The organism is Microcystis sp. M_QC_C_20170808_M3Col (assembly GCF_007095505.1).
In the GTDB taxonomy this organism is placed as follows: domain Bacteria; phylum Cyanobacteriota; class Cyanobacteriia; order Cyanobacteriales; family Microcystaceae; genus Microcystis.
The window spans coordinates 1-10,504 of the sequence record NZ_SFBY01000447.1; the positions used below are offsets into that span (position 1 = coordinate 1).

Below are 10,504 nucleotides of genomic sequence, written 5' to 3' on the forward strand. Positions count from 1 at the left end.
AAGACCAGAACAGAGTAAAACTGGGGCGGCAGGTGCGGAACCCCGCAAGGGAAAGAAGCAGAAACCTAAATCGTGAGGTTTGGGAATCACCGTCCGTTTACGGCGGTGAGGATGTCAACCGAGAAGTTTATCGATGCCAATCGTAACTTGGAACGTTGGTTAGTACAAACTGGTAAGACAACTTTGGGGCCGGATATACTGCGCTCGCTGCCTCAAGAGTTCGGTGGTGATTTCTAGGCATATTTTTAGCTTTTCAAGAGTTGGTTGCCAGTATTTGATAAAAACTAGGACTTGTGCGCTACATTCTGGTAAATTCCCCCGCTATCTCTAACCCCGTGTGCAACTATAAAACTTCTTTCTTTCTACCCTAACTGTCCTTTGCCCGATTTGCTATAGTTTAATGCTTGAAATATCGATCATCGTCAAAAAAATCGGGTATCAAAGCTAATTCATACCCGAAAACTTTTCATCTCGATCGCTATCTTAGGCTTTCTGTTCCTGTTTAGATTTATGTAGGGGATCCATATAAATCTCTAAGCGCTTAAATACCACAGAGGAAAGGGTAGTTAAAACCAAATAAACTACAGCAACAGCGATATAAATCTCGAAAGCTTTATAGGTAGTGGCTACCATTAATTGACCTTGCCGGAATAATTCTTCAAAACCGATTACTGCCGCTAAACTGGTATCTTTAATTAGGGTGATAAATTCATTCCCCAACGGTGGCAACATCCGGCGAAACGCTTGGGGAAAAATCACCTCGCGCATGGTTTGCATCGGGGACATTCCTAAACTAGAACAAGCTTCCCATTGACCATTATCGATCGATTGAATACCGCCGCGCATAATTTCAGCTAAATAGGCCGCCACATTTAAACTTAGGGCAAATAAGGCCGCCGGTAAACGATCTAAGTCGATATTTAAGCCAATTTCTCGGAACAACCCGGGCAAACCAAAATAGATCAAGAATAATTGCACCAGCATGGGTGTTCCCCGAAAGAAATCCACATAGATGCGGCAAATTATTTTTAACCATTTGTAGGGAGAAATCAGGGCAATAGCCACTAAAGTTCCGCCGATTAACCCGAACAGAAAAGACAGAACCGTTAACAAAATTGTCCAAGGAACCCCTTTAAAAATCAGGTTATAGAATAATTCTCCCCAGTTAAAACTCGATTCCTGGAAATTCTTTAAAGCTGGGGCAACTAAAGGTAATTCTGGCGGTTTTTCTCCAAACCATTGCCGAAAAATAGCATCGTATTGACCACTTTCTATGACTCGACCGAGAGCATCATTAATTAATTGGAGATAGGGGGAATTTTTGGGTAAAGCAATGCCATAGAATTCTTCCGTTAATAATTCTCCGACCACTTTTACTCCCCGTAAACCCGCTTGTTTAATTGCATACAAAGTCACGGGTTTATCGTTAACTACCGCCTCGACTCGACCATTAATTAATTCCTGCAAAGCTAAAGCCGCCGAGTCAAATTGACTAACTGTTGCTCCCGGTATTTTTGTCGCTTCTAAGGCTCCCGTAGTGCCAATTTGAACGGCAATTCTTTTGCCTTTTAAGTCTTCAAAATTTTTAATCGTCCGATTATCTTCCCGAACAGCGATCGCTAAACCAGCCCTAAAATAAGGTCGAGAAAAAGAAATCGCTTGGGCGCGTTCGGAGGTGATGGTCATGCCACTAATAGCGGCTTCCACTGTTCTCGCTTGTAGAGCCGGAATAATGCCATCAAAGGGTAAATTTCTAAAGTCAATGTTGAGATCGGCTTCCTTGCCAATCGCCCGCATTAAATCGATATCAAACCCGGTTAATTGTCCCCCTTGTTGAAATTCAAAGGGCGGAAAAGTCGCTTCTGTGGCGACTCGAAAAGGATTAGGAGGAGTCTGAGAAAAAGCGGGAATAACACTTAATCCGATCGCCAAGACTAATCCTAACAAGGCAAAGATCCCTCTCTGCACCGCCCGCCCTCGCCAAAATTTAATCATTTTTTAAGTTTTACTCCTTGATTTTTTTGCTCAATTAAGCTACAAACTCTGACCTACTTCTCACTTAAGGCAGATGTAGAGAGACTATTTGAGTATTATGATTATTACCTTTGATAAAATGTCGTCAAGGATACAATCTGGCAGAAACTAATCTCGATACCTTTATACAGAATGTAAAATTTTTTACGAGAGGATATCATGACCACTACTACCCCTGTGATTGTCAGTGAAGGTTTACGCAAAAGTTACGGCCCTTTAGAGGTACTTAAAGGAGTTACAGGCACTCTTTATCAAGGGGATGTGGTATCGGTAATCGGTCCCTCTGGCTGCGGCAAAAGTACCTTTTTACGCTGTCTCAATCGTTTGGAAACAATTAACGGCGGCCGCTTGGAGGTGATGGGAATTGACATCTCTTCCCCGAAGTTAAATCAATCGGTCCTCCGCAAGTTACGCAGCCGGGTAAGCATGGTGTTTCAACACTTTAATCTTTTTCCCCATCTCACCGTTTTACAAAACTTGATGTTGGCCCCCAAGCAAGTGTTACACCACTCGGAAAATGAGGCTAAAGATACGGCAATTCATTATCTGGAAAAGGTGGGATTGGCCCCAAAAGCCGATGTTTATCCTGACCAGTTATCGGGAGGACAAAAACAACGGGTGGCGATCGCTCGCAGTCTCTGCATGAAACCAGAGGTGATTTTATTTGATGAACCCACTTCGGCCCTGGATCCGGAATTAGTCGGGGAAGTGTTAAACGTTATGCGTCAATTGGCCGATGAGGGGATGACTATGGTAGTCGTCACCCACGAAATGCAGTTCGCCAAGGAAGTCTCTAACAAGGTTTTGTTCTTTAATCAAGGTGTGATCGAAGAAGCAGGCGATCCCGACACCTTCTTTAATAATCCCCACAGCGAGCGCCTACAAGCTTTTTTAAGTCGCATCAATAGTAATTAGGGTTTACTGAATTCAGGAGACAGGAGGCAGGTTTTGGGGTTTTAGGGTTTTAGGGTTTTGGGGTTTTAGGGTTTTAGGGTTTTGGGGTTTTAGGGTTTTAGTTCAATTTCCCCACTTCCCTATCACCCCACTTTTCCATCCCCCCACTTCCCCATCACCCCACCACCCCACTTCCCCCCGCAACGCGCACGCAGTGACCACCCCACCACCCCACACCCCACTTCTCCAACAATTGTAAAGAAATGTTACAATTATGCTGTCATAACAGCTTACCATCTTGACAGGAGAGAAAGACAGTGGTTATAGTAGAGACACATACCCGGGTAAACCAATTTAGTGATATGCAAGACAAGCAAAAAGTCACACTGTACCTTCCCCCTGGAGTCCATCGTCAACTAAAGATCAGAGCTGCGATCGATGAAGAATCGATGTCAGGTCTGGTGGAAAAAGCGATCGCTTTCTACCTAAAATACCCCGAAAAGGTAGAAGAAATCGAAGCCGCCGCCTATGGCAAAACCTATCAGGTTCATGTCTGTCCCGAGTGTGATGCCGCCTTAGTGATGAAAGAAGATCGGCTAAGGTCAATCAAACGCCAGCCCGGAATAGTCGGCGACGAGTTCCCGCTCGAAGTTCCCGAACCCGTTGGTGCTCAAGGAACCGCAGAGGGAGAAGCAGCCTTAGTTCCCTGCTAAACTCTCGGTAGCCGCCCAAGGTCTAAACCGTTACCACAAATAGGGTCGATGTTATGAAAGAAGAGCTAGAAATTCTCGTCAAGGCTCAGTATCCCCTGATTTACCTCGTCACCTCCGAGGAGGAAAGGGCGGAAGAAGCCATCAGCAAAATAGCCCAACTAAATACACAACATCGACGGGTGTTTGTCTGGACTGTCACCCACGGCATGATCGAACTAGGTCAACCGCGCCAAACCAGTCAACATAATACCGTGTCGCCAGAAGCGGCGATCGAATGGGTAGTGCGTCAACGGGAAGCGGGCATCTACATTTTCAAAGACCTGCATCCGTTCATCACTTCCGCTCCGGTGACTCGCTGGTTAAGAGATGCGATCGCCGGCTTTAAAGGAACTGAGAAAATCATTGTTTTAATGTCTCCCCTGCAAGAAGTCCCCATAGAACTGGAGAAAGACGTAGTAGTTCTAGATTTTCCCCTGCCGGACATGGGGGAATTAGACGAAGTTCTTTCCCAACACCTGAGCAAAAATCAAAATCGTCGTACCACCACGGAAGTCCGGGAAAAACTCCTGAAAGCGGCCTTGGGCTTAACCAAAGATGAAGCCGAAAAAGTTTACCGCAAAGCCCATGTAAAAGCGAGCAAATTGACGGAAGACGAGGTAGAAATCGTCCTTTCCGAGAAAAAACAACTGATTCGCCGCAACGGAATTTTAGAATACGTTGAAGAAGACGAGACCATCAACGCCGTCGGGGGTCTGGAAGAATTAAAAAAATGGTTAAAACAGCGCTCAAACGCCTTTACAGAAAGAGCCAGAGGTTACGGACTCCCCCAACCGAAAGGGATGCTAATTTTAGGAGTACCGGGCTGTGGTAAGTCCTTAATCGCTAAAACCACCTCGCGCCTCTGGGGTTTACCGCTCCTGCGCTTAGATATGGGACGGGTTTATGATGGTTCCATGGTGGGACGGTCTGAGGCTAACCTGCGTAATGCCTTAAAAACTGCCGAATCCATCTCTCCGGCCATTCTTTTCATCGATGAATTAGATAAAGCTTTTGCCGGTGGCACAGGATCCGCCGATTCCGATGGGGGAACCTCTAGCCGCATCTTCGGCTCCTTCCTGACTTGGATGCAGGAAAAAACCTCGCCCGTCTTCGTCATGGCCACAGCTAACCGGATTGAACGGCTACCGGGGGAATTCCTCCGCAAAGGGCGCTTCGATGAAATCTTCTTTGTGGATTTGCCCAATTCCGAAGAAAGACAAGATATCTTTAATATTCACCTGACTAAACGACGCTCCGACATTTCTCGCTTCGATTTGGAGCAGTTAGCCAAGGTATCCGATGGGTTTTCCGGTGCGGAAATAGAACAGGCGCTGATTGCCGCCATGTATGAGGCCTTCGCCCAAGATCGCGAATTCACGCAATTGGACATTATTGCGGCGATTAAGGCGACTCTGCCCCTATCTCGCACCATGACCGAACAGGTGACTGCCCTGCGTGATTGGGCCAGACAACGCGCCCGACCTGCTTCGGCCTCCGTCGCTGAGTACCAGCGATTGGAGTTCTAACAGACTTTCGCCCGCTCCCAACGGGATGAAAGGCTAGTTCTCAGGGACTAGCAATGCCTCGAAAAGCCGCTTGGCGGCACTCTTTAACTCTCAATCTGTTGTTGTTGATTCTTATCTACAAAGAGGAAATTCCAATGTCTCATTTTAGCACTCTCCGGACCAAAATCACCGATGCCGAAATCCTCAAAGCTTCTCTCCGCGACCTCGGCATTAGCGTGAAAACCGAAGCCGATGTTCGTGGTTACAACGGTCAACGGGTTCGCTCTGACATCGTTGCTGTTCTCGATGGCGAATATGATCTCGGTTGGTCTCGCAATACCGACGGCAGTTTCGATTTAATCGCTGACCTCTGGGGTGTAGCCAAAAAACACAATCAAACCGAATTGATCAACTCGATCAACCAAAAATACGCTGTGAACAAAACCCTATCCGAAGTGAAACAGCGCGGTCTGCAAAACGCTAACGTTAAGCTAGTCGTTCAAAGCTAATATTTACAGCGCGTTCCCAAGCCTAGGGGTTGACCAGTTCGGTTAACCCTTTTTTCTGTCTGTGGGGTATGTTAAGAATGGTAAAATTAACTTGACAAAAATGCTCCGACCCCAAGAAAGAACTAAACTCGATCCGACTCAAGACAGCGATTTTTATGCTTTTCCCCGCTTTGTCACCCACGTGGATCAGGGTTTTATCGATCAATTAACCGCTCTCTACCGAGAGATATTATCGCCGAATACGCGCCTTTTAGACCTGATGAGTAGCTGGGTGTCCCATTTACCGGAGGAGATGGAATTTGAGCATATCGAAGGTCACGGGATGAATGGGGAGGAGTTAGCCAAAAATCCCCGCTTGCATAGTTATTTTATCCAAGACCTCAATGCACAGCCAAAATTGCCCCTAGAGGATAGTTCTTTTGACGCGGTGTTAATCACGGTGTCGGTGCAGTATTTGCAGTATCCAGAGGCGATTTTTGCGGAACTGTATCGCATTTTAAGGCCCCATGGTCTGGTGGTGGTCAGTTTTTCCAATCGAATGTTTTATCAAAAAGCGATCGCTGCTTGGCGCGATAATAGTGATTTAGGCCGGGTGGCGTTAGTGAAATCCTATTTTCAATCGGTGGCGGGATTTAGGGAAGTACAGGCGATCGTTCGTCCTGCTACTACCCCCAGTTTCCTACAAATGTTAGGAATTATGGTTGCTGATCCCTTCTATGCAGTGATAGGAAAACGCAGTTAAAATTCAGTACAAGATTACTGCCGTATTAACCCCCACTAATCTCCACTAATTTTTCACCAGACCTCAACAGATCTAACGCATCAAGTAAAGTCAAGCTGAGAATTTCACGCAACCGAGCATTCGATGTATTTCCACAAGTTAACCAATTGATTTGTGGGGGTGCTTGCCAACGTTCAACTAAATCTACGAAATCGCTATCCTTGGTCAAGCAATTAAAACAGGGTGATTGAGTTTACATGAAGCGTAGGTAAGCGATGCTTTTAAGTCATCCATTTCTAGATCTGGTAGTTCTTCCAAAATTTGTTCAGCACTCAGCCCTGCTGCAAATAGATCTAAAACATCAGACACGCGAATTCTCATGCCACGAATACAGGGGCGACCACCACACTGTTTGGGATTTACTGTGATTCGTTCAAGTAATTTTGACATTTGATCTAACCTCCACAATTAAGTGTTTATCGAAAAGATTCCAGCCACAATTCCCAAAATAATTAGGGTTTGCGGCAAAAAGTTTTTCCTGGGGGCAGGGTGTGGGGTGTGGGGTGTGGGGTTTTACCGGTTTTGAGGTAGTCAGTTACCTAATTTTCAGGGAAAAAGTACCTGAATTTTCCCCCCGATCACTCCCATATCCAGTACTTTTTGATTGACAAAAGGTCTAAAAGTCTTACCCAACAAGGTTTTTAGATTTATTCAGCCAGCCCTAATTCTTACCTAGAATCTTGTCATACTCGGAGTGGGAGCCAACCCAGAACCAAACTATTTTTTCTTCGTCTGACTTCTTAATTCCTAATGCTCGCCATCCAATGCCGACTCTGACTGACCAGATTTTTTCTCTTGGTTTCACCTCTTTGAACTCTAGGCTGGGGTGAAATGGATTTTCTTTCCAAATCTCGTAATTTTTCTTGGCTGTTTCTTGTACCCTTTGCGGCAAACTTAGAAAAAGTTGACGAAACCTCTTGGTTCTGGCTGACTTCATTCTTCCCCAAAGCCTTTATCTTCTGTTCTCCCCTCTTGTTCTTCTATCAGAGCTTCCTGTGCCATTGTTATTAAAGCTCCCAATTCCAGATCCTCGTTGGAAAGGCTTTTCTGCCATTTTAATTCACTTTCAATATCTTGCAGCAATTGTTGAGCAAGTTCATCTTGAAGATGCTCTGGCAGTTTCTGGATTTCTGTGAATGCTTTTTGCAATAGAGTAGTCATGTTTTGTTCATGTTTTACGGGTATTGAGCTATTTTACTACTTTTTCTACTTTTGCCATCTAACGGTTTAACTCACCCGCCGTCAGTAGCTTTGGATGATATGATTAGTCTAGCATAGGGTCGGGTGTCGTGATTTGTTAGACAGTTCTTACTTTTTGAAGCTGTACATTGCCTCCTTCAAAGACTTGAACGATCAGTTGATAACCCTCCATCAACGACATACCAATAAGGGGATCTGAATCTGCTTCATCGATTGGAATTGTTAGAAAAACTCCATCCCAGACTATCGATGCTTAGTAAATATTAAAAACGCATTCGCTACCATCACCAAGAATAGCACGTCCTCGTCTTTTCCATTTCAGATTTAGCTGATTGATCAGGTTTGGTGGTAGTGAAAGCTAACCATTAAAACCTGTATCGATTTTCAAGATCAATCGCCACAACTTTGCCGTCATTCCCTGCTTCAACTTGAGATTTTATCTGGTTTTCATTATCTAAATTGCTGGTTAAGACTAGAGAGGAAGTTTGAGCATTTGTAGTAATATTTCTAATATGCAGTTTAGATGCAGTACAGCTGAGAACCTAGCCACGAGACAATTGGGATAGGAGAACCAATTTTACCCTAAAAAAAATAGTTGTGCTAGAATGGCGAAAAATTCTCGCAATTGATGATTATGTTAGCAGAATTAGCCGCCGCCGAAATCGCTAAAATCGCCTTTGAAGCTGTTATCGGTAAATTAACGGAAGGAGCAATGGATAAAGGTGTAGAATTGTGGCAAAAAATTAAGCAAAAGTTACAAAAGGAACCCACCGCAGCCAAGGTTTTAGCGGCAGCAGAACAAACCAAATCCGAGGCAATGATTGAACAACAAGTGGTTCCTTTTTTACAGGTAGAAATGCTCAAAGACCCCAATTTTGCCCAAGAAATCCAAACCCTAGCACAACAAATTAAACAAGTTATCAACAGTGGCAATCAAGAAAATATCGCCATGAATGCCACAGCTTATGATAACAGTACCGTTAAACAGGTAGGAAAAATCGAGGCCGATACAGTTAATTTCTAAATCCTAGTTTTTATCTCAACAAAAACCCAATTTTTCTCATGACTTCAGAAACTAATCCCAAAGATATTAACCTCTCAGGAACAGCACAGGATCAATCAAAGTTAATTCAAATTGCCAAAATCGAGGCTAAAAATGTCATAGTTTCCGAGGAACTTTTAAACCGTTTGGAAACTCCATCGCTGGGTATTTTCAAGGGAGGAGATGCTCGAAAAAGGCTCGTCCATTGGCCGGGAAGAGAGGAGGAAATCACCAAAATTAAGCAGTGGTTTAATAATAAAAATGTTGCGATGATTGGCATCAAAGGAGTTGGGGGAATTGGAAAATCTACCCTAGCTAGTAAAATTTTTGAGGAGAAAATTACCCTCGCTCCTTCCCTAGAGGACGATGAAGATTTATTCCCAAAACGCTTTTGGTGGGAAGCGGGAAATCCGGGCGGATTTAGTGGTTTAGCTCGCCAAGTCCTGAGGGAATTTGGTTATCCCGTCCCCGAAAAAGAAACACAATTACAGGAAGCTTTAATCAGGCAATTGCAACGGCATCGCCACCTAATTATTATCGATAATCTAGAGAGTTTATTAGGGGAAGATGGTTCTTGGAATAATGAATTTTATCAGCAGTTTTTCACCGCTTGGATAGAAAAAGGGGACACTAGCAAAATTATAGTCACCACCAGAGAAAAGCCAAAAACTAGGGGTTTTAACCATTGGATTGAGCTAAAAGGTTTGAAACCACCTGAAGGGGCGCAATTGTTAGCAGAATCGCAAATAACAGGGGATATAGAGAACTTTTCTCGACGGGTGGATGGGCATCCATTACTATTGCGATTGGTGGCGGATTTGCTCTTAGCAGAATTTCCGCAAAACCCCAGTTTAGAAAGGTTAGCGGATTTGGGATTAGGAAATTTATCACAACTTTTGAGCGATCCGCAGGTGATGGGTAGCCATCGTCAAGAGACAGTGGGAATTGCTTTAGTTTTGGATGCTAGTTTTCAGCGACTTAGCCAAAGACAGCAGGAATTATTCACTAAAACCAGCATTTATCGTCGAGAATTTGATTCTCCGGCAGCTAAAGCGGTGATGGATAATTACCCGGAGAGCGCACTGTCCGAGATCACGGCAGATTTACGAGAATTGCAGCGACGATCATTATTAGAAGAAAAAGAGGAAAATCGCCAGCGAATTTTTAGTTTTCAGCCTTTAGTTTGGGAATATGCACAATACAAAGCCGGCGATCAAAGGGAATTACACCAAAAAGCGATCGCCTATTATCTTTCTATTGCTCAACCCGACTCCTGGGAAATCCTCAACGATGTGCAACCTTACCTAGAAATTTTCTATCATCGCTATCAGTTAACCGAGTACGACAATGCTTTTGATATTCTCCGTGCTATCGATGATTTTCTCACCCGACGGGGTTATTATCAAACCCTAGCGGATTATTACCTTGAATTAGTCACTGTTTACCAACAACAGGAGGAGCAAACCAACTGGAAATATACCGCATCCCTCACCAGTTTAGGCAATGTTTACAATTCCCTAGGAGAATACCAAAAAGCGATCGAATTTCATCAACAGTCCTTAGCAATCACACGGGAAATCGGTGATCGGGGGGGTGAAGGGAAATCCTACAATAATTTAGGCAATGTTTACCATTCCCTAGGAGAATACCAAAAAGCGATCGAGTTTCATCAACAGTCCTTAGCAATCACACGGGAAATCGGTGATCGGGGGGGTGAAGGGAATTCCTACAATAATTTAGGCGCTGTTTACTATTCCCTAGGAGAATACCAAAAAGCGATCGAGTTT

General features: G+C 44.3%; 13 protein-coding genes. 8 read left to right on the plus strand and 5 right to left on the minus strand.

Annotation, left to right across the window (positions count from 1 at the left end):
* The first annotated feature begins 111 nt into the window (after nucleotides 1–111).
* A complete protein-coding gene (locus EWV84_RS20520) occupies nucleotides 112–237 on the plus strand; it encodes a hypothetical protein (RefSeq protein WP_287079736.1) in 126 nt (41 codons plus the stop codon).
* A gap of 246 nt (nucleotides 238–483) precedes the next feature.
* Here EWV84_RS20520 and EWV84_RS20525 read toward each other — a convergent pair whose 3' ends face one another.
* Nucleotides 484–1,995 carry an ABC transporter permease subunit gene (locus EWV84_RS20525; protein WP_287079737.1) on the minus strand — a complete coding sequence of 504 codons (1,512 nt, stop codon included), beginning with the start codon at nucleotides 1,993–1,995 and terminating at the stop codon, nucleotides 484–486.
* A gap of 198 nt (nucleotides 1,996–2,193) precedes the next feature.
* Here EWV84_RS20525 and EWV84_RS20530 point away from each other — a divergent pair, with 198 nt between their 5' ends.
* The 5 genes from EWV84_RS20530 (at nucleotide 2,194) to EWV84_RS20550 (ending at nucleotide 6,436) form a co-directional block, all read left to right on the plus strand.
* Complete coding sequence (locus tag EWV84_RS20530) at nucleotides 2,194–2,949, plus strand: amino acid ABC transporter ATP-binding protein (RefSeq protein WP_287079739.1); 756 nt, start codon at nucleotides 2,194–2,196, stop codon at nucleotides 2,947–2,949.
* A 341-nt stretch (nucleotides 2,950–3,290) separates the two neighbouring features.
* Nucleotides 3,291–3,641 (plus strand): slr0373 family blue light stress response protein, encoded by a 351-nt coding sequence (locus EWV84_RS20535; protein WP_012265766.1) that lies wholly within the window; start codon nucleotides 3,291–3,293, stop codon nucleotides 3,639–3,641.
* Between the two features lie 53 nt (nucleotides 3,642–3,694).
* Entirely contained in the window at nucleotides 3,695–5,206 is a 1,512-nt protein-coding gene (ycf46, locus tag EWV84_RS20540; RefSeq protein ID WP_287079742.1) for a stress-responsive protein Ycf46, read from the plus strand.
* Between the two features lie 134 nt (nucleotides 5,207–5,340).
* Nucleotides 5,341–5,694: a DUF1257 domain-containing protein gene (locus tag EWV84_RS20545; protein WP_002731874.1), complete on the plus strand. Its 354-nt coding sequence runs from the start codon at nucleotides 5,341–5,343 to the stop codon at nucleotides 5,692–5,694.
* Nucleotides 5,695–5,794: 100 nt separating this feature from the next.
* Nucleotides 5,795–6,436, plus strand: coding sequence for a class I SAM-dependent methyltransferase (locus tag EWV84_RS20550; RefSeq protein ID WP_286825408.1), 642 nt, complete (start codon nucleotides 5,795–5,797; stop codon nucleotides 6,434–6,436).
* Between the two features lie 25 nt (nucleotides 6,437–6,461).
* On the opposite strand, the gene EWV84_RS22980 is transcribed toward EWV84_RS20550, so the two are convergent.
* The 4 genes from EWV84_RS22980 to EWV84_RS20565 form a co-directional block, all read right to left on the minus strand.
* Complete coding sequence (locus tag EWV84_RS22980) at nucleotides 6,462–6,644, minus strand: DUF5615 family PIN-like protein (RefSeq protein WP_323801819.1); 183 nt, start codon at nucleotides 6,642–6,644, stop codon at nucleotides 6,462–6,464.
* On the minus strand, nucleotides 6,641–6,865 hold the full coding sequence (locus EWV84_RS20555) for a DUF433 domain-containing protein (RefSeq protein ID WP_286825406.1): 225 nt from the start codon (nucleotides 6,863–6,865) through the stop codon (nucleotides 6,641–6,643). The genes EWV84_RS22980 and EWV84_RS20555 overlap by 4 nt, the downstream gene beginning before the upstream one ends.
* Nucleotides 6,866–7,136: 271 nt before the next feature.
* Nucleotides 7,137–7,412, minus strand: coding sequence for a ParE family toxin-like protein (locus tag EWV84_RS20560; RefSeq protein ID WP_046660479.1), 276 nt, complete (start codon nucleotides 7,410–7,412; stop codon nucleotides 7,137–7,139).
* Complete coding sequence (locus tag EWV84_RS20565) at nucleotides 7,409–7,636, minus strand: hypothetical protein (protein WP_287079744.1); 228 nt, start codon at nucleotides 7,634–7,636, stop codon at nucleotides 7,409–7,411. Before EWV84_RS20565 ends, EWV84_RS20560 begins: the two co-directional genes overlap by 4 nt.
* A 673-nt stretch (nucleotides 7,637–8,309) precedes the next feature.
* On the opposite strand from EWV84_RS20565, the gene EWV84_RS20570 reads away from it, so the two are divergent.
* Both EWV84_RS20570 and EWV84_RS20575 read left to right on the plus strand, forming a co-directional pair.
* Nucleotides 8,310–8,699, plus strand: coding sequence for a hypothetical protein (locus EWV84_RS20570; protein ID WP_287079745.1), 390 nt, complete (start codon nucleotides 8,310–8,312; stop codon nucleotides 8,697–8,699).
* Nucleotides 8,700–8,737: 38 nt separating this feature from the next.
* A partial coding sequence (locus tag EWV84_RS20575; RefSeq protein WP_287079747.1) for a tetratricopeptide repeat protein occupies nucleotides 8,738–10,504 on the plus strand: 1,767 nt, incomplete at its 3' end.

Coding starts and splice junctions, on each gene's coding strand:
- EWV84_RS20530 (WP_287079739.1), top strand. CDS start 2,194: ATGACCACTACTACCCCTGTGATTGTCAGTGAAGGTTTACGCAAAAGT.
- EWV84_RS20560 (WP_046660479.1), bottom strand. CDS start 7,412: ATGAAGTCAGCCAGAACCAAGAGGTTTCGTCAACTTTTTCTAAGTTTG.
- EWV84_RS20550 (WP_286825408.1), top strand. CDS start 5,795: ATGCTCCGACCCCAAGAAAGAACTAAACTCGATCCGACTCAAGACAGC.
- EWV84_RS20545 (WP_002731874.1), top strand. CDS start 5,341: ATGTCTCATTTTAGCACTCTCCGGACCAAAATCACCGATGCCGAAATC.
- EWV84_RS20535 (WP_012265766.1), top strand. CDS start 3,291: ATGCAAGACAAGCAAAAAGTCACACTGTACCTTCCCCCTGGAGTCCAT.
- EWV84_RS20570 (WP_287079745.1), top strand. CDS start 8,310: ATGTTAGCAGAATTAGCCGCCGCCGAAATCGCTAAAATCGCCTTTGAA.
- EWV84_RS20565 (WP_287079744.1), bottom strand. CDS start 7,636: ATGACTACTCTATTGCAAAAAGCATTCACAGAAATCCAGAAACTGCCA.
- ycf46 (WP_287079742.1), top strand. CDS start 3,695: ATGAAAGAAGAGCTAGAAATTCTCGTCAAGGCTCAGTATCCCCTGATT.
- EWV84_RS20555 (WP_286825406.1), bottom strand. CDS start 6,865: ATGTCAAAATTACTTGAACGAATCACAGTAAATCCCAAACAGTGTGGT.
- EWV84_RS20520 (WP_287079736.1), top strand. CDS start 112: ATGTCAACCGAGAAGTTTATCGATGCCAATCGTAACTTGGAACGTTGG.
- EWV84_RS20525 (WP_287079737.1), bottom strand. CDS start 1,995: ATGATTAAATTTTGGCGAGGGCGGGCGGTGCAGAGAGGGATCTTTGCC.